General features: G+C 69.6%; 16 protein-coding genes. 6 read left to right on the top strand and 10 right to left on the bottom strand.

The features are described from left to right. Positions 1-4: 4 nt before the first annotated feature. The 4 genes from egtD to egtA are packed head-to-tail and all read right to left on the bottom strand — an operon-like array spanning position 5 to position 4,546. A complete protein-coding gene (egtD, locus tag QC180_RS04445; protein WP_278261303.1) occupies positions 5-976 on the bottom strand; it encodes an L-histidine N(alpha)-methyltransferase in 972 nt (323 codons plus the stop codon). Continuing rightward, positions 973-1,911, bottom strand: coding sequence for a class II glutamine amidotransferase (locus tag QC180_RS04450; protein ID WP_278261304.1), 939 nt, complete (start codon positions 1,909-1,911; stop codon positions 973-975). The genes egtD and QC180_RS04450 overlap by 4 nt, the downstream gene beginning before the upstream one ends. Further along, entirely contained in the window at positions 1,911-3,203 is a 1,293-nt protein-coding gene (gene egtB, locus QC180_RS04455; RefSeq protein WP_278261884.1) for an ergothioneine biosynthesis protein EgtB, read from the bottom strand. The genes QC180_RS04450 and egtB overlap by 1 nt, the downstream gene beginning before the upstream one ends. Before the next feature lie 38 nt (positions 3,204-3,241). Next, a complete protein-coding gene (egtA, locus tag QC180_RS04460; RefSeq protein ID WP_278261305.1) occupies positions 3,242-4,546 on the bottom strand; it encodes an ergothioneine biosynthesis glutamate--cysteine ligase EgtA in 1,305 nt (434 codons plus the stop codon). A 121-nt stretch (positions 4,547-4,667) separates the two neighbouring features. Between egtA and QC180_RS04465 the strand changes: the two genes are divergently transcribed. Next, positions 4,668-5,846, top strand: coding sequence for an aminotransferase class V-fold PLP-dependent enzyme (locus QC180_RS04465; RefSeq protein WP_278261306.1), 1,179 nt, complete (start codon positions 4,668-4,670; stop codon positions 5,844-5,846). Here QC180_RS04465 and QC180_RS04470 read toward each other — a convergent pair. Then, complete coding sequence (locus QC180_RS04470; protein WP_278261307.1) at positions 5,843-6,400, bottom strand: TetR/AcrR family transcriptional regulator; 558 nt, start codon at positions 6,398-6,400, stop codon at positions 5,843-5,845. The genes QC180_RS04465 and QC180_RS04470 overlap by 4 nt on opposite strands. Before the next feature lie 97 nt (positions 6,401-6,497). Between QC180_RS04470 and QC180_RS04475 the strand changes: the two genes are divergently transcribed. Both QC180_RS04475 and QC180_RS04480 read left to right on the top strand, forming a co-directional pair. Continuing rightward, positions 6,498-7,187: a lysophospholipid acyltransferase family protein gene (locus QC180_RS04475; protein WP_278261308.1), complete on the top strand. Its 690-nt coding sequence runs from the start codon at positions 6,498-6,500 to the stop codon at positions 7,185-7,187. 82 nt (positions 7,188-7,269) lie between these two features. After that, positions 7,270-8,913: a fatty acyl-AMP ligase gene (locus QC180_RS04480; RefSeq protein ID WP_278261309.1), complete on the top strand. Its 1,644-nt coding sequence runs from the start codon at positions 7,270-7,272 to the stop codon at positions 8,911-8,913. 48 nt (positions 8,914-8,961) lie between these two features. Here the strand turns inward: QC180_RS04480 and pth are convergent, their stop codons facing one another. Together pth and QC180_RS04490 are read right to left on the bottom strand one after the other, a co-directional pair. Next, positions 8,962-9,540: an aminoacyl-tRNA hydrolase gene (pth, locus tag QC180_RS04485; RefSeq protein WP_278261310.1), complete on the bottom strand. Its 579-nt coding sequence runs from the start codon at positions 9,538-9,540 to the stop codon at positions 8,962-8,964. Between the two features lie 21 nt (positions 9,541-9,561). Next, complete coding sequence (locus tag QC180_RS04490) at positions 9,562-10,188, bottom strand: 50S ribosomal protein L25/general stress protein Ctc (RefSeq protein WP_278261311.1); 627 nt, start codon at positions 10,186-10,188, stop codon at positions 9,562-9,564. Positions 10,189-10,470: 282 nt separating this feature from the next. On the opposite strand from QC180_RS04490, the gene QC180_RS04495 reads away from it, so the two are divergent. After that, the gene (locus QC180_RS04495) at positions 10,471-12,105 is read left to right on the top strand and encodes a peptide chain release factor 3 (RefSeq protein ID WP_278261312.1); all 1,635 of its coding nucleotides are present in this window, start codon (positions 10,471-10,473) and stop codon (positions 12,103-12,105) included. A gap of 28 nt (positions 12,106-12,133) precedes the next feature. Here the strand turns inward: QC180_RS04495 and QC180_RS04500 are convergent, their stop codons facing one another. Beyond that, entirely contained in the window at positions 12,134-12,661 is a 528-nt protein-coding gene (locus tag QC180_RS04500) for a nuclear transport factor 2 family protein (RefSeq protein WP_278261885.1), read from the bottom strand. Positions 12,662-12,949: 288 nt separating this feature from the next. Beyond that, positions 12,950-13,825: an Abi-alpha family protein gene (locus QC180_RS04505; protein ID WP_278261313.1), complete on the bottom strand. Its 876-nt coding sequence runs from the start codon at positions 13,823-13,825 to the stop codon at positions 12,950-12,952. Positions 13,826-14,110: 285 nt separating this feature from the next. On the opposite strand from QC180_RS04505, the gene QC180_RS04510 reads away from it, so the two are divergent. Together QC180_RS04510 and QC180_RS04515 are read left to right on the top strand one after the other, a co-directional pair. After that, a complete protein-coding gene (locus QC180_RS04510; RefSeq protein WP_278261314.1) occupies positions 14,111-15,478 on the top strand; it encodes a DUF445 domain-containing protein in 1,368 nt (455 codons plus the stop codon). Then, on the top strand, positions 15,469-16,305 hold the full coding sequence (locus tag QC180_RS04515; protein WP_278261315.1) for an Abi-alpha family protein: 837 nt from the start codon (positions 15,469-15,471) through the stop codon (positions 16,303-16,305). Before QC180_RS04510 ends, QC180_RS04515 begins: the two co-directional genes overlap by 10 nt. Here QC180_RS04515 and QC180_RS04520 read toward each other — a convergent pair. Then, positions 16,302-18,092 (bottom strand): ABC-F family ATP-binding cassette domain-containing protein, encoded by a 1,791-nt coding sequence (locus tag QC180_RS04520; protein WP_278261316.1) that lies wholly within the window; start codon positions 18,090-18,092, stop codon positions 16,302-16,304. The genes QC180_RS04515 and QC180_RS04520 overlap by 4 nt on opposite strands. Between the last annotated feature and the right edge of the window lie 141 nt (positions 18,093-18,233).

The raw sequence follows: 18,233 nt of genomic DNA on the forward strand, positions 1-18,233 counted from the left end.
CTGGTCAGCGGCGTTCGGCGAGGAAGAGGGCGAAGCGGGAGTCGGGGTCGGTCCAGGTGTGGGTGGGGGTGAAGCCCGCGGTGGTCAGTTCGGCGCGGAGGGTGTCGGGGTGGAATTTGGCGGAGATCTCGGTGCGGATCTCCTCGCCCTCGGCGAAGTGGACGGTGAGGTCGAGGTCGGTGAGGGTGGCGGTCATCGCGGTGGTGGCGCGCAGGCGCATCTCGATCCACTCGGCGGTGGGGTCCCAGACGGCGACGTGTTCGAATTTCTCCGGTGCGAAGTCGCCGCCGAGGCGATGGTTGAGGACGTGCAGGACATTGCGGTTGAACTCGGCGGTGACGCCCGCGGCGTCGTCGTAGGCGGGGACCAGCACAGCGGGGTCGATGACCAGGCCCGCGCCGAGCAGCAGCAGTTCGCCGGGTTCGAGGACCTCGGTGATGCCCGCGAGGAACTCGGCGCGTTCGGCGGGGACCAGGTTGCCGATGGTGCCGCCGAGGAAGGCGATCATGCGGCGACCCCCACGGGGCAGGTTGTGCAGGGTGTCGGTGAAATCGCTGACCACCCCGTGCACAGCGAGATTCGGATACTCGGTGGCGACCTCGGTGGCGGCACCGCGCAGGGCGGCGGCCGAGACATCCTGCGGTACATAGGTTTTCAGCGAACCCTCGGCGGTGAGCGCGTCGAGCAGCAATCGGGTCTTGGCCGCCGAGCCGGAGCCGAGTTCCACCAGCACCTCCGCCTTCGCCGCCTCGGCGATCTCGCCGACGACGCGTTCGAGCAGGGCGCGCTCGGTGCGGGTCGGGTAGTACTCGGGCAGTTCGGTGATCCGCTCGAACAGTTCGCTGCCGCGCGCGTCGTAGAACCACTTGGGCGGCAACGATTTCGGGTTCGATGTCAGGCCGGTGCGGGCGTCGGCGCGCAGGGCCGCGGTGAGATCGTCGTCGGTGAGGTGGATGTCCAGCAGCGGCGCGGTCATGAACGGACCCTTTCGGTGGCGGGGAGTTCGAGATCGGTGATGGTGCAGGCGCCGGGGGCGGCGGCCACGACCTGCCGGTCGCCGACGAGCTGCCAGCGCGGATCGTCGTCGTAGGGCTCCGAGGACAGCACGGTGTAGTCGTCGGCGACCAGGATCGACAGGGCGTGCCAGCAGGTGGTCGCCCAGAGGTGGTCACCGTCGCCGAGCAGCAGATTCAGGCGGGCCGCCGGTTGCCGGTACAGGACGGCGGTGACCAGCAGGCGCAGCGCGTCCTCCGGGGAGGTCACCGGGCCGTCGGGGTGGATCACCGCGAGCAGGCCGCGCAACAGGACCCACAGCGCGGCCGAATCGGTGAGGGCCTCGGCCTCCAACAGCACCGCCGCGGAACCGAACAGCGCGGAACCCGAGTAGCTCCCGGCCGCGAGGCTGCCCTCCGCCGGGGCGACGTCGACCGGCATGCCGTCCGGTGCCGGAACGCCTTGGCCGCTGGGCAATCCGGGCCCGATGATCGCGTTCAGGTCGGTGAGCACGGCCAGCAGCGTGGATCGCCAGTCGGGCACGACTCCGTTGTGGCTGAAGGCCCAGTGTTCGTCGATGAACGGGGCGCAGGCGGCGCGCTCGATCGGCATACCGACCGTGGCCGAACGGACCGAGGCCAACACCGCTCGCGACTCCAGCTGACCCAGCACTTCCGCGACGGCCGGATCGGTCCAGATGGGGGCGGCGTTGCGGTAGCGGGTCACCGCGTCGCGCACACCGTCCAGACCGACCTCGGCACGGCGCCACCAGGCGACACCGAAGCCGTCGGCGTTGATCGTGCCGCCGCCGCGCATGTCGGCGGGCGCCCAGGACTGGACGAACAGCGAATGCGGGCCGCGCAGCACGAGTTCACCGACGCTGACCGGGGGGCCGACGTATCCGAGATGACGGCACATCAGCTTTCGTCCTCTCGCAGGTCGCGGGCGAGCCGGAAGCCCGCGAAGATCTGCCTGCGGATCGGGTGGTCCCAGTTGCGGAACGTGCCGCGACAGGCGACCTCGTCGGTGCCGAAGGAGCCGCCGCGCAGGATGCGGTAGTCGCCGCCGAAGAACACCTCCGAGTACTCCCGGTACGGGAACGCACGGAAGCCGGGATACGGCTCGAAACCCGTCGCGCACCATTCCCAGACGTCACCGATCAGCTGGTGCGCGCCGGTCGCGGAGACCCCGGCGGGATAGGCGCCCACGTCGGCCGGTTCCAGATGCCGCTGGCCGAGATTGGCGTGGCGCGCGTCGGGCGTTTCCTCGCCCCACGGATACCGCCGCGAGTTTCCGGTCGCCGGGTCGAAGCGGGCGGCCTTCTCCCATTCGGCCTCGGTGGGCAGCCGTTTGCCCGCCCAGCGCGCGTACGCCTCGGCCTCGAACCAGCACACGTGCACCACCGGCTGACGTGGCCGCAGCGGTGTACGGACGCCGAAGGCCGAGCGGGTCCACTGCCCGTCCTCGTGCGTCCAGAACTGCGGCGCGACCAGGCCCGCCTCCTGGCGGTGCGCCCAGCCGCGTGCGGACCACAGTTCGGGCCGGTCGTAGCCGCCGTCGGCGAGGAAGGCGAGGTACTGCTCGTTGGTCACCGGGGCGACATCGATGGCGAAGCCGGGGACGTGCACCGGATGGGCCGGGCGTTCGTTGTCCAGGGCCCACGGGTCGGCCGAGGTGCCCATCAGGAATTCGCCTGCGGGAACGACGACTTCGCCCTCGAGCAGGCCCTGCGCGGTGGGTGGTGGCGGGGCGGACAGGACGGGAGCCCCGACGCGCAACTGATGGGTCGCGAGCATGGTCTCGTCGTGCTGCTGTTCGTGTTGGGCGATCATGCCGAAGGCGAAACCCTCGTCCACCAAGGGGTTTCCGGCCAGATCGCTGTTTTCCAGTACGTCCCACACCTTTTCGCGCACGGTGGAGACATACCCGCGCGCCTGATCCGCATTCAGCAGCGGCAGGGCCGGGCGGTTCGCGCGGGCGTGTTTGAAGGCGTCGTAGAGTTCGTCGATATCGGCGCGCACGGCCTCGCGGCCACCGACATCGCGGACCAGCCAGAGTTCTTCCTGATTGCCGATATGCGCGAGATCCCAGACCAGGGGACTCATCAGCGGCGAATGCTGCGCGGTCAGATCGGCTTCGTCGACGGCGTCGGTGAGCAGGGCGGTGCGGTCGCGCGCGCGGCGCAGGACCTCGGCGATCCGGGCGCGCATCCGGTCGCGAGCGGTGTGGTCGGCGGGGACGGAAACAGTCACGGGGCGATCTCCGAAACAGGTTGGGCGGCAACGGCGGAACCGTCGCGCGCCGGGTCGAGCGGACTTCGCCCCGCGCGACATCGGCGCGCGGCGAGGGCCAATTCCGCGGCGGCGGAATCGGATCGGGCGTGGGCGGTGGCGAGTTCGAGCACGTCGACGGCCACGCGCCGGATCAGCGGGTCGGCCAGGCCGTGGCGCGAGGCGGTGGACCACTCCCCCGCGACCGGTGCGGCCAGCGTCGTCGCCTCGGCGACCACCTCGGGCGTCGAGAGCACCGCGTCGAACAGGTGGATCGGGGTGGTCCAGGTGTCGCCGGGCTGGGTGTCGAGATAGCGGACCTCGAGGTGGCCCGAGGCGCGGACCGGCGGGAACAGCGTGGTGAGGTGGTAGTCGAGATCTGCCGGGCCGGGACGACGGCCGACCTCGTCGTCCAGCGCCCCGGTGAGCCAGTCGGCGAAGGTCGCCCCGGGCGGCGGCGACCAGTCCGCGTCGCGTTCGGTGCAGCGCACACACAGCAGCGGCACGTCCAAGGCCCAGCGGGCGTAGGAGGTGATCGGATCGGTCCAGTCGGCCACCGGTGGCCGGACGCGAGACGAATCGAGCCGCAGCCAGGTCCGCATCCGCTGGGAGGCCCACTGCCCCGGTGGGGCGCCGTGCAGGTGCGGTGAGCAGGCGAACGCCGCGATCAGGGCGGGGCCGAGGGTGTAGAGGGCGGTCCAGCGCGCGCCGACCTCGGCCGCGTCGGCACCGGCGTCGACGCTGACCTGGGTGGCGGCGGTATTGCACATCATGAGCGCGCCGAACGGGCCGACTCCGGCGAAGCGACGTTCCATGGCCGCGTAGCGGGGCGATCGGAGCAGGCGTTCGGCGGGACGGGCCGCGTCGGCGGCGGCGGAGACGATGCCGATCTCGTGGGCGGCGAGCAGTTGCCGCAGCAGGGCGGTGTCGGCGCGGAGGTGGTGGGTGAGCGCCGCCGGATCGGCGAACGGGGCGCTGGAGAGTTCGATCTGACCACCGGGTTCGATGGTCACCCTACTCCCACCGGGCAGGGGGGCCGCGGGCGAGGCCGGGGCGAGGGAGACGGGCGCGTGTGGACCGAGCGCGAGGGCCATCAGGTCCAGGGGCGGGCGGGAGCCGGTGGGGCCGGTGGTGAGCCATTCCAGTTCCGCGCCGATGAGTCCCGGCGGACCCAGCTTGAAACACACCCCGCCGACATAGGCCTCCGCGGCCGCCCTGGAGGACAGTTCGCCCTGGTCGGGAGCATATTCGGGCCACGAAGTACGGTGCAGTGTGACGGCCATGCCAACCTCCGCGTGCTGTGGTACTGCCGTGGAAACCTGCGTCTGGTCTTCCAGAGTAGCGACGGCCACCGACAGAAAAAGTGACGAATCGGCGAACGAACGCCCGCGCTAGGGTCGACCCATGATCGATCTCGCCGCCGTCAGAGCCGCCACGCCCGGACTCGATGGGGGGCAGGTGTTCCTCGACAGCGCCGGGTCCTCGCTGCCGCCGCGGGTCGTCACCGAGACCGTCGTGGACCACCTGCGCCGCGAGGCGGAGATCGGTGGTTATCGGGCGGCCAACGAGCGTCTCGACGATCTCGCGGCGGTGAAGACCTCGATCGCCACCCTGATCGGCGCCACCGCCGACACCATCGCCCTCAGCGACAGCGCGACCAGGTCGTGGGCCGATTTCGCCTACTCGGTGCCGCTGCGTCCCGGTGACCGGATCCTGATCTCGGGCGCCGACTACGCCAGCAACGCGATCTCGGCCCTGCAGCGCGCCGCCCGCTCCGGCGCCACCGTCGAGCACATTCCCAGCGACCCCACCGGCCGCCTCGACACCGACGCGCTGGCGGCCATGCTCGACGAGCGGGTGCGGCTGGTCTCGCTCCAGCACGCGCCGACCAATGGCGGACTGGTGAATCCGGTCGCCGAGGCCACCCGGATCGCACACGAGGCGGGCGCGCTGGTGCTGCTCGACGCGTGCCAGTCGATCGGACAGCTGCCCCTCGATGTCGCCGCGCTCGACGTGGACGCCCTCTCGGCCACCGGACGCAAGTGGTTGCGGGGGCCGCGGGGCACCGGATTCCTGTATGTCCGAGCCGAATTGGCGCGTTCCATGGAACCGGACCGGCTCGACCTGCACGGCGCGCAGTGGGTGGCCCCCGGCGAATACCGCCTGGCCGAGGACGCGAGCCGCTTCGAATTCTGGGAATGCGATGTGGCCGCCCGCCTCGGGCTCGGCGCCGCCGTCGACCATCTCCTCGATCTCGGTCCCGAGGCGGTCTACGCGGCCGTCGCCGACCGGGCCGCCTACCTGCGCGCGCTGCTCCCGGAGTTGCCCGGCGTGACGGTGCGTGACCTGGGCACCGAGCACAGCGGCATCGTCTCGTTCACCGTCGACGGGCACGAGCCGATGTGGTTGCGCGACCGGCTCGCCGAGCGGGGCGTCACCGTCACGGTGAGCCACGCGAGTTCCACGCTGCTGGACATGACCGGGCGCGGCCTGGCCGCGGTGGTGCGCGCCTCGCCGCACTGCTTCGTGAGCCCCGCTGACCTCGACCGCTTCGTGGCCACCCTGGCCGAGCTCACCCGCTAGCCGAAGGCGAGGTGCTCGCCGACGATCCGTTCGGCGAGTTCGCGGGGATCTTCTTCGGGTGCAACGACTTCCAGCGTCCGATTGGCGGCGACCGTGGCCAGGCCGTGGATATTGGTCCACAGGGCCAGCGCGCGGCGCGGGGCGTCCTCGCCCGCGCCCGCCGCGTCGACCAGCTCCACGATGCGGCGGTAGAGCGGCCCGGTGGTGCCGCGCAGGTTCTCCCCCGAACCGGCCAGCAGGTCGTGGCGGAACATGAGGGTGAACATCTCCGGCCTGGTCACCGCGAAATCGACGTAGACCTGGGCCATCGTCCGCAGCCGGGCGCGCGGATCGTCGCCGGTGGCCGACTGCGCGAACCGGCCGATCAGGTCGCCGAATCCGCGCGCGGCGATGGCGGCGAGCAGGGCCGCGTGCGTGGGGAACCAGCGGCGCGGGGCGCCGTGCGAGACTCCGGCGGCCCGCGCGATGGCCCGCAATCCGAGCCCGCCGACGCCGTCGCGTTCGAGCAGCTCGACGCCGGTGTCGACGAGGCGTTCGCGCAGGGAGTCGGGCATACGGGCAATTCTGCACGCCGGTCGTCGTGGCATCCCGTGGCACCCGTAGACAGTGTCTACTAGGGTCGGGTAGACACTGTCTACTCCGGAGGGTTCCATGTGGTACCTGCTGTGCAAATACGTCCTCCTCGGCCCGCTGCTGCGGCTGCTCGGCCGCCCGCGCGTCGAGGGTCTCGAACACATCCCGCGCACGGGACCGGTGATCATCGCCGCCAATCACCTGGCCTTCATCGACTCGCTCTACCTCGCACTGGTCATCCCCCGGCCACTCACCTTCCTGGCCAAACAGGAGTACTTCACCGGCACCGGCCTACGCGGGTGGGCCAAGCGCTGGTTCTTCACCGCGGCGGGGCAGGTGCCGGTGAACCGCACCGGCGGTGACGCGGCCGCCGACGCGCTCGCCGCGGCCACCCGCATCCTCGAATCCGGCGGTGCGTGGGCAATTCACCCGGAGGGCACCCGCTCGGTCGACGGCAGGGTCTATCGTGGTCGGACCGGGGCGTTGCGCGTGGCCATGGCCACAGGCGCGCCGGTGGTACCCGTGATTCTCGACGGGACCGACCGCATGAATCCGCGCGGTCGGAAACTGTTGCGTTTCACCAAGGTGCGCATCAGTGTCCAACCGGCGCGACGCTATCCGGCAGCGGAGTATCGCGCCCAGGTCAGAGCGGCAACCGACCAGCTGATGCGGGAGATCGCGGCACGATCAGGTAGACCATATGTGGACCGTTACGCTGCCACCTTCGCCGTCGAGAAAAGTGCGGCAGGGGGTGTTCGCCGGGGTTGAGTGGGGTTAACACCGAGGGCGCGGGGCGGGATTTGTTGGGAGCACGGCCGTAACCGTTCGTTGGCGCAAAGGGAGTCCGACGTTGAGCAGGTTCACCGACGAAATGTTTGCCACAGCGTTGACCAGCCCGCGGGGGTTGGTCACCGGAGAACCGGATGTGCCGTTGCGGCAGACCTGGGGGGAAATCCATCGGATAGCGCGACGGATGGCCGGTGGCCTGGCCGCCGCCGGGATCGGACACGGGGACGCGGTGGGCGTCCTGGCCGGTCTACCCGTCGACATCGCCCCGGTCTGCCAGGCCATCTGGATGCGTGGCGCCTCGATCACCATGCTGCACCAGCCGACACCGCGCACCGATCTGGCGGTCTGGGTGCGCGACACCGAGACCGTGCTGGACATGATCGAGGCCAAGGCCGTCGTGCTCGGCGCGCCGTTCGCGGCCGCCGAACCGGTGCTGCGCGAGCGCGGCATCATCGTGGTCCGCATCGAGGACCTGAACGAGGGTCCCGACACCGATCCGGTGCCCACCACCGAGGGCGATATCGCCTTGCAGCAGTTGACCTCTGGGTCGACCGGCTCGCCGAAGGCGGTGCGGATCACGCACGGCAACTTCTACGTCAACGCCTACGCGATGTTCAATCGCGTCAAGTTCCAGACCGACGACGACGTGATGATCAGCTGGCTGCCGCTGTTCCACGACATGGGCATGGTCGGATTCCTCAGCGTGCCCATGCAATTCGGCGCCGAAGTGGTGTGCGTGACCCCGCTGGACTTCCTGGCCCGGCCGCTGCTGTGGGCCGAGCTGATCGCCAAGTACCGCGGCACCGTCACAGCCGCACCGAATTTCGCGTACTCGCTGCTGGCGCGGCGGTTGCGGCAGGCCGAGCCGGGGACCATGGATCTGTCCAGTGTGCGCTACATGTGGAACGGCGCCGAACCGGTGGATCCCGACACCATGATCGCGCTGGCCGAGGCGGGCAAGGAGTTCGGGCTCAATCCGATGGCGCTGACCCCGGTCTACGGCATGGCCGAGACCACGCTGGCCGTGTCGATTCCCGATCCCGGCCACGGCCTGGTGCTCGACGTGATCGACGCCGATCTGCTGGAGGCGGTGGGCAAGGCGGTGCCGGTGGCCGAGGACGGTCATCACGGCACTCCGCGCCGGTTGCCGACGCTGGGTCATCTGGTCGACGATCTGGAGGGCCGGGTGGTCGACGCCGAACGGCAGCCGCTGCCGGTGCGCTCGGTGGGCGTCATCGAATTGCGTGGACCCGCGGTGACTTCCGGGTATGTGACCGTCGACGGGTTCCGTCCCGCGCAGGACGCCGAAGGCTGGCTCGACACCGGCGACATCGGCTACTTCACCGACGCGGGCCTGATCGTGGTGTGCGGACGGATGAAGGACGTCATCATCATGGGCGGCCGCAACATCTACCCCACCGATATCGAGCGGGCCGCGCTGCGGGTGTCCGGGGTGCGTCCCGGCAACGCGGTGGCGGTGCGCCTGGACGCCGGGGAGAAACGCGAGAGTTTCGCGGTGGTGGTCGAGTCCAACGACTACCAGGAACCCGACGAGGTCAAGCGCATGGAACGCGAGATCGTGCACGAGGTGTTCGCCGAGGTCGGCGCCCGCCCCCGCACCGTCGCCATCCTGGGCCCGGGCGCCCTGCCGAAGACCTCCTCGGGCAAGCTCCGCCGCGCGGCCACGGCGGTGCACCTGCGCTGAGACGCGTTCGGCGCGCCCGGTGAGATCTCCGGGCGCGCCGAGAACGCGTCAATGCAGGTGGTTTTGGGCTGCTTCGAGCCCGACCTTCAGCAGGAGTTCCACCGCGTCGGCGGCCTGCTCGACGATCACCGGCACCTCTTTGCGCTCCGGGGCCGCGAACGGTTTGAGCACGTAGTCGGCCGGGTCCTGACGGCCCGGCGGACGGCCGATGCCGATGCGGGTGCGCAGATAGTCCTTGGTGGTGAGCGCCTGCGAGATGGAGCGCAGGCCGTTGTGGCCACCTTCGCCGCCGCCCTGCTTGAGCTTGATCGTGCCGAAGGGCAGATCGAGTTCGTCGTGCACCACGATGACCTGGTCGACGGGTACCGAGAAGAACTTGGCCAGCGCGGCCACCGGACGACCCGACAGGTTCATGTACGTACGCGGCTTGGCCAGCAGGATCTGGCGGCCGTCCAGGCGCGCCTGCAGCAGGTCGGCGCCGGATTTCTTGTGCTGAGCGAAACGGCCGCCGATGCGCTCGGCGAGCACATCGGCGACCAGGAAGCCCACATTGTGGCGGGTGCGCTCGTACTCGGGACCGGGGTTACCCAGTCCGACCACGAGCGCGGGCCCGGAGGATTCGGTCACGACCGAACCGTAGCAGCGGAATTACTCGGCGGACTCGGCCTCGGCCTCGGCGGGCTCGGCCTCGTCGGCGGTGCCTTCGCCCTCTTCGTCCAGCTCGGCGGCGGACGGCGCGGCGATCACGTTGACGACCAGCGCCTCCGCGTCACCGGCGAGGGTGACACCGGCGGGCAGCGCGATGCTACCGGCCAGGATCTGGGTGCCCGCCTCGATGCCCTCGACCGAGACCTCGATGGACTCGGGCAGCTTCAGCGCGTCGGCCTCGATGGACAGGGTGTTGGCTTCCTGGGTGACCAGGGTGCCCGCGGCGGCGTCGCCGGAGACCACGACGTTGACGTCGGTGGTGACGCGCTCGCCACGCTTGACGATCAGCAGGTCGGCGTGCTCGATGTAGCGACGGATCGGGTGCACGACGACCGACTTGGTCATGGCCAGCTGCGACTTGCCGTCGATGACCAGGCTCAGGATGGCGTTGGTGCCGTGCTCGCGCAGGATGGCGGCGAACTCACGGGCGTTGATCGACAGGTGCTGCGGCTCGGCGTGGTGGCCGTACAGCACGGCGGGCACGTTGCCGTCGCGACGGGTGCGGCGCGCGGCGCCCTTACCGAATTCGGTGCGGACGGCGGCTTCGATGACGTTGGCGTCGGACATACTGAATGCGCTCCTACGGCTTTTCCGGGCTGGTCATGGGCGACCCACCACCGGGGTCTGGGTCTACTCGTCGGACGAAGAACGAACGAGGACGGCCGGAAAGCCGAGCCGCGTCGATCACGGTGAGCACCACAGAGGGCTCACCCTCGCCGAGACAACCCGACCACCATACCGCACGCGTATCGCCCGGCGGAAACCGCCGTCACCGCACTCCCGCCGCGTGCGGCCGCGACCTGTCCTCGTACTCTGAAAAGGCTGCCCACCCCTGCGAAAGGTCCGATTGTGTCCGAGTCCGGAGAGAACGTCACGCCCCGCGGGCTGCCCGCCGAGGTGGCCCGTCGCCGCACGTTCGCCGTGATCTCGCACCCCGACGCGGGTAAGTCCACGCTCACCGAGGCGCTGGCGCTGCACGCCAGGATGATCTCCGAGGCGGGCGCCATCCACGGTAAGGCCGGACGCAAGTCGACGGTCTCGGACTGGATGGAGATGGAGAAGGCGCGCGGCATCTCGGTGAGTTCGACCGCGCTGCAGTTCAACTACCGGGCCGCCGGTTCCGAGGTCGACAGTGTGATCAACCTGGTCGACACCCCCGGCCACTCCGATTTCTCCGAGGACACCTACCGCGTGCTCACCGCCGTGGACGCCGCGGTGATGCTCATCGACGCCGCCAAGGGCCTCGAGCCGCAGACGCTGAAGCTGTTCCAGGTGTGTCGTCATCGCGGCATCCCGGTGATCACCGTGATCAACAAGTGGGACCGGCCGGGCCAGGCCCCGCTGGAACTGCTCGACGAGATCAGCGAGCGGATCGGCCTGACGCCCACCCCGCTGTTCCTGCCGGTGGGTATCGCGGGCGATTTCCGCGGCCTGCTGCGGCGCGGTCCCGAGGGTGTGGCCGACGAGTACATCCACTTCACCCGCACCGCCGGTGGCGCGACCATCGCCCCGGAGGAGTCGCTGACCCCGGCCGAGGCCGAGGCGCGCGAGGGTGAGGCGTGGACGACCGCGGCCGAGGAGAGCGAACTGCTCTCGGCCACCGGGCAGGACCACGATCAGGAACTGTTCCTGGCCGGGCAGACCTCGCCGGTCATCTACGCCTCGGCCATGCTGAACTTCGGTGTGCGCCAGCTGCTGGAGACGCTCGTGTCGCTGGCGCCCGCGCCCGGTTCGCGCGCCGACGTGGCGGGCAAGGACCGTGAGACCGGTGACCCGTTCAGCGCGGTGGTGTTCAAGGTGCAGGCGGGCATGGACACCGCCCACCGCGACCGGCTGGCGTTCATGCGCATCGTGTCCGGTGAGTTCGAGCGCGGCATGGTCGTGACGCACGCGCAGACCGGTCGGCCCTTCGCCACCAAGTACGCGCTGACCGTGTTCGGTCGCGAGCGCACCACCGTCGACACCGCCTACCCCGGCGACGTGGTCGGTCTGGTGAACGCGACCGCGCTGGCGCCCGGGCACACGCTGTTCGTGGACAAGAAGGTGGAGTTCCCGCCGATCCCGAGCTTCGCGCCCGAGCACTTCGCCACCCTGCGCGCGCAGAGCGCGGGCAAGTACAAGCAGTTCCGCAAGGCCATCGACCAGCTCGACTCCGAGGGCGTGGTGCAGGTGCTGCGCAACGACGCGCGCGGCGATCAGTCACCGGTGCTGGCCGCGGTCGGCCCGATGCAGTTCGAGGTCGTCACCGCGCGGATGCAGGCCGAGTTCAATGTGGAGACCCAGCTGGATTTCCTCGGCTACTCCCTGGCCCGGCGCACCGACGCGGAATCGGCGCCGGAGCTCGACCGCCAGCGCGGGGTGGAGGTGTTCACCCGCACCGACGGCGCGATCCTGGCGCTGTTCAGCGACAAGTGGCGGCTGCAGTACATCGAGAAGGAACACCCGGATCTCACGCTGGAACCGCTGGTCGCCACGGCCGACTGAGACCGCCGGGGCTGTCTGGGTCGGGCGTTCAGGCGGCCGGTGAGCCGGGATTGCGCTCGACCGAGGAGATGTGGTTCTCCCCGGCGATCATGCCCCAGCGGCTCGCGGTCAACCGCAGGCTCGGTAGATCGCTGAGCGAGAGCACCACCTCGTAGGTGCGTTCGTAGCCGGTGTGCGCGATGCGCCAGTGTCCGTCCTCGCAGCGGGTGTAGCGGTCGGTGTAGAAGGCCGCGCCACGCAGCAGCATGTTGTGCTCGGGGATGATCACCGTGTCGGCCAGGTACCAGGTGCCGGTGGCCTCGTCGCCGTCGACATCGATCTCGGGATGATCGCAGCGGTGCTCGGTGATGACGTGCGGACCGAGGGTGTTGCGCAGGAAGGCCAGGAAGGCCTCGCGCGATTCGAACTGCAGGTACTCGCTGTAGGTGGCGGTGGCCTCGGGGACCAGGGTGTCGGCGAACTCGTCCCACGACTTGGTGTCCAGTGCGCGCAGATAGCGGAACTTGAGCCTGCTGATCGCGACGACATCGTCGGGATGATCCGGCGGGCGCGGCACCGGTTCGGGCTGCTCGTCGTCGTCCGGCTCGGGCGGCTCCATGAACATCGGTTCCTCCCCCGTCTCCGGCCCGGTCACCAGGGGCTCGTCGGCACCGGGCAGCAGCGGGCCGGGACGCGGGCGCGCGGGCTCGACGGCGTCGTCGTCCACGCGCACATCGGCGGATCCGGTCGGCTGCTCCATGCCTCCACGATCCCACCGAATCGGGCGCGGGCACCCGATCTGTATCAGATCGCTATCACTGCCGACACCGGAGCGTGACCAGCCGAGGCGTAGGCGCCCGCTGTCTCAGCTACCGATGGTGAAGCAGGTGCGGCAGAAGTCCTCGCCGAACTCCGACAGCCGCAGGCTCTTGCGCACGATCTTGGGCGCGCGACCCGCCTTCTTGAGCGCTTCCTCGACCACCGGCTGCACTTCCAGCACCATGTAGCGGCTCAGCACCACCGGGTCCTCGGAGGTCAGCGTGAGGCCGAGCCGGTTGAGGTTGATCAGGTAGGAGCGCGACCGGTCGGGGTAGCGCACGCCCGCCTGCTCGGGCACCGAGGTGAGGTCGCCCTGGACCAGTTCCGAGCCGATGCCCAGCGGACGGTTGGTGCGCACGTCGACCGAGGGCTGCGGGCCGTTGAGGGCCATGAAGCGCAGGATGCGGGCCTCGTCGGGGGCGATCTCGTCGAGGATGCGGTCGTAGGCCGGGTGCACGTCCTCGGTGAAGTACACATCCGCCGAGCGGGCCAGCAGCGCGTCGCCGCGACGGCGCAGGTCGTCGGTGGTGGCCGAGCGCAGGTACGGGCCCACGGTGATGGACTGCTGGGACGATCCGTTGGGCGTCGGCACATAGCTGACGATCTCGCGCACCGACCCCTCGGTGACGCCGAGCGCGCTGCGCGCGATGGACCGCAGCGCGTTGCCGGTGCGCTCGGCGATATCGGCCGAGGACTCGCCGTCCAGCGCTGCCTGGGCCAGTTCCTTGGTCACCTCGTAGGTGGTGCCGACCGCCCACTGGCTGCCACGCACCGCGGTTCCGGCCGCCAGCCCGGCAGCGCGGAACACACCCCTGATCAACCGCGCTTCATTGCTGATCTGTCGCTGCTCGACGTCCGAGCTGCGTTCGACGGCACGGGTACCGGCGCGGGCCAGGTCCTGTCCGGTCCTGTCGTCTGTCACGTCCTACTCCGAAGTCTCGCCAGGTGAACTTCTCGCCCACAGATTATTGCCCGACCACGCCCCAGGCACAGTGCGGACGATACGGCGCCCCCTGCGGCGCCGATTGTCATCTGCCACGAATTGTGGTGACCGTCATTGTTCCGACTACGCACGGCGAGTACGGCATTCGGGACACCTTCTGTGACTGATGTCTCAGACACTACCCTGTGGCCTGGGGCACGACGAATGGACCTAGTTCCTCACCTCACAGTAGGGTCACCTCGCCGCGGGGGTGCTAATTTTTGGATGCCGGTGAAGGCGGTGGTCACCGGGTATCGGCAGGAGGGTGTCGTGCTGGAGAGTGTGTTCGGGTTACATCCGACCCTTCTGCTGGAAATTCTGACCATTCCTCTTTTCACAGGAGTAATCGGTTACATCACCAACTGGACCGGCATTTTGATGCTGTTCCAGCCGATCAAATTCCACGGCGTCAAACTGCCGGGGCTGCGCGCGCTGTTCCCGTTCCTGCCCAAGCGCATCCAGGTGTTGCCGCTGCTCAGCTATGACGGGCGGATCGGCTGGCAGGGCATCGTGCCCTCGCGCGCGGACAAGATGGCCTCCATCGCCGTCGACAAGGGACTGTCCAAGCTGGGCAGCGTCTCCGACTTCTATCGCGAGCTCGATCCGGAGAAACTGGCCGAACATCTGGCCGAGGTCGCCGACGCGCAGATCCGCGACATCGTCGAGGTGATCCTGCGCCGCGAGCACCCCCAGCTCTGGTACAACCTGCCCGTCCAGGTGCGCGAGATGATCCATCAGCGGGTGCGCTCGCAGCTGCCGGAGATCCTGCGCGAACTCACCGCCGAACTGGGCAGCAATATCGACCAGCTGCTGGATGTGAAGCAGATGGTGATCCGCTATTTCCAGGCCCGCCCGCAGTTGCTCAACCAGCTGTTCCAGGTGCTCGGCGCCAAGGAACTGCGCTTCATGCAGAACTTCGGTTTCTACTTCGGCGCACCGTGCGGCCTGCTGCTGGTGCTGGCCCTGCACACCACCGGACTCTCGCCGCTGATCATCCTGCCGGTGGGCGGCATCGTCATCGGCTGGGTGGTGAACTGGGTGGGCATCAACATGATCTTCGCGCCCGCGACCCCGAAGTGGTGGTGCCCGTGGCGGCAGGGTCTGCTGATCAAGCGTCAGCCCGAGATCACCGCCGGGTACGCGGCGCTGGTGTCGACCGAGGTGGTCACCGTGGCCAATATCGGTGACGAGCTGCTCAACGGCCCGCGCTCGGACCGCACGCTGCAGATGCTCGAGGACACCCTGCGTCCGGCCGCCGACCGCGCGCTCGGACCGGCCCGGCCCGCGGTGAAGTTCATGCTGGGCAGCCGCGAGTACGACTCGCTGCAGTCCACGCTCACCGCCGAGGCGATGACGATCGCGCCGATGGCCTTCGCCGACCCGGAGTTCAACGTCCAGCAGGGCAGACAGGTCAACGAATACATCGCCAGGCAAATGTCCGCACTTTCCCCACACGACTTCGTGGACATGCTGCGTTCGGCCATCAAACAGGACGAATGGTTGCTTTTCGTCCATGGCGGCGCGCTGGGGCTGCTCGCCGGATACGCTCATATCCTGGTCTTCGGAACGGGAGTAGCGACGACATGGATGTAGACGGGACCCCGTCCGCGGAGGTGGTGCGGCGGACGGTGGCGGCACTCGACACCACCACGGAGAAACGCGGCGTACTGCCGGTGTCCCCGGCGCGCACGGTCCGTGCGGCGACCGGCGTGGCCCGGGTGGCGTTCACCGCGGCCTCCGGAATGACGCTGTGGACCCTGGACACCGCGCTCGGCGTCACCGTCACGGTGCTGCGCGGCAGCCTCGCGGGCAACCCGCCCGAGGAAGTGCTCGCCGAGGCGGAAACCGAAGTGCGCGACCGGCTCCGGCACGCGCTCGGCCTACCGACCAGCACCGATTACCACCGCGAAGCCATGCCGACGCTGCGCGAGCAGGGCGCCCAGTTGCTGCGCCTGTCGGCCAGCACCCACGCGGCCCAGCCCGACACCCACCCCGCCTACCCCGGCATCCTCACCGAGATCACCCCCGACGAGGCGCGCATCCTGCGCTTCCTGCACGTCGACGGGCCGCAGCCCTCGATCGATGTGCGCACCGGACGTCAGCGGGCCTTCGGCGGCGAGCGCCTGATCAGCGGACTGACCATGCTGGGCGAGCACGCGGGCCTGCGGTTTCCCAACCGCGTGCCGCAGTACCTGCCCAATCTGCGCAGGCTCGGACTCATCGAGTTCACCCGCGAACCGGTCGGCAATCCGAGCCGGTATCAGCTCATCGAGGCCCAGGAACAGGTCCGTGACGCGCTCAAGCGCGGGTTCGGCACCAAGGTGAGCTACCGCAGCATCCTGCTCACCGAGTTCGGCGCCGACTTCGTGCAGACCTGTCTGCCCACCGTCATCGGTGACGGCAGGGAGACCGCCACCTAGGACTCGGCCAGCTCCGCCAGCTCCATCCACCGCTCTTCGGCCGCTTCCTTCTCCGCGACGACCTCTTTGAGTTCGGCGCCGAGGGTCACCAGCTTGTCCGGGTCGGTGGCGGCGTCGGCGAGCGCGACGTGCAGCTTCTGTTCGCGTTCGTCGAGCTTGGCGATGCCGCGTTCCAGCCGCGAGAGTTCCTTGCGGGCGGCGCGGCGGTCGGCCGAATCCGTCGAGGCGGCGGGGGCTTTCACCGCGCCGGGCTTGGTGGCGGCCGCCTGACTCGCGCGGCGGGTGAGGTACTGGTCGATGCCGCCGGGCAGGTTGGTGAGCTTGCCGTCGCCGAACAGGGCCCAGGTGGTATCACAGATGCGCTCGACCAGGTAGCGGTCGTGGCTGATGACCACCAGGGTGCCCGCCCAGTTGTCGAGCAGGTCCTCCAGCTGCTGGAGGGTGTCGATGTCGAGGTCGTTGGTGGGCTCGTCGAGCAGCAGCACGTTGGGCTCGGCCATCAGGATGCGGGTCAGCTGCAGGCGGCGGCGCTCGCCACCGGAGAGGTCGCCGACGGGGGTGCGCTGGCGGGCCGGGGTGAAGCCGAGCCGTTCGGCGAGCTGGCCCGCGGAGATCTCCTTGTCGCCGAGCATGATCCGGTTGGCGATCTGCTGCACGGCCTCGAGCACCCGCATGTCGGTGGGCAGGTCGTCGAGTTCCTGGCGCAGCCAGCCGATCTGGACGGTCTGACCCTGGATGCGCTTGCCCGTCACGGGTTCCACGTCACCGGCCAGCGCGCGCAGCAGCGTGGTCTTGCCGGAGCCGTTGACCCCGACCAGGCCCACCCGCTCGCCCGGCGCCAGGCGCCAGGTGAGATCGCCGACCAGCTCGCGGCCGTCGGGAGTGGCCAGGGTGGCGTCCTCGAGTTCGATCACCACGCGGCCCAGTCGCTTGCGCGCGAACGCCGCCAGCGAGACGGCGTCGCGCGGCGGCGGCACATCGGCGATGAGCGCCTCGGCGGCCTCGACGCGGTAGCGCGGCTTGGAGGTGCGGGCCTTGGCGCCGCGGCGCAGCCAGGCCAGTTCCTTGCGGGCCAGGTTCTGGCGACGGGCCTCGGTGGCGTCGGCCTGACGGGCGCGTTCGGCGCGGGCGAAGATCCAGTCGCCGTAGCCGCCCTCGTAGGTCTCCACCTTGCCGCCGACGACCTCCCAGGTGCGGGTGGCGACGGTGTCGAGGAACCAGCGATCGTGGGTGACGACCACCAGGGCGGTGCGCCGGGCGATCAGGTGCTGGGCCAGCCACTGCACGCCCTCGATGTCGAGGTGGTTGGTGGGCTCGTCGAGTACGAGCAGGTCCAGCTCGCGCACCAGCGCGGCGGCCAGGGCGACGCGGCGGCGCTCGCCACCGGAGAGATTGGTGACCGGGGTGTCCAGGCCCAGGTCGGCGATGCCGATGCCGTCGAGCACCGAGCGGATGCGCGCGTCGGCGGCCCACTCGTGTTCGGCGATGTCGACGGTGGACAGGTCATCGGACAGTCCGGCCAGCACGACCGAGCCGATGGTGGCGCCCTCGGGCAGCACCCCACGCTGGGTGACCACGGCCATCCGCAGCCCGCCGACCCGGCTGACGCGGCCGCTGTCGGGGGCCTCCAGCCCGGTCAGCACCTCGAGCAGCGTGGTCTTGCCACCGCCGTTGAGGCCGACGACCCCGATCCGCTCCCCCGCGTGCACGCCGAGGGAGACGTCGTCCAGGAGCGGCTTGACACCGAAACTCTTGGAGACCTGTTCCAGGTTGATCAGGTTGGGCATTTCCGCCTCTCCGGGACTTCAGGCCAGACATAGGTGCGAGGTTGCGGCGCGTCGGCGACCGGCGGGAGGATGGTGGGCGGGTTTGCCCGTCCCCGGTGAGTTACCCATGTTCGTACGAGATCTGTCGGTGGAAGCGTAGTG

Source organism: Nocardia anocheti (genome assembly GCF_029675105.1).
Lineage (GTDB): Bacteria > Actinomycetota > Actinomycetes > Mycobacteriales > Mycobacteriaceae > Nocardia.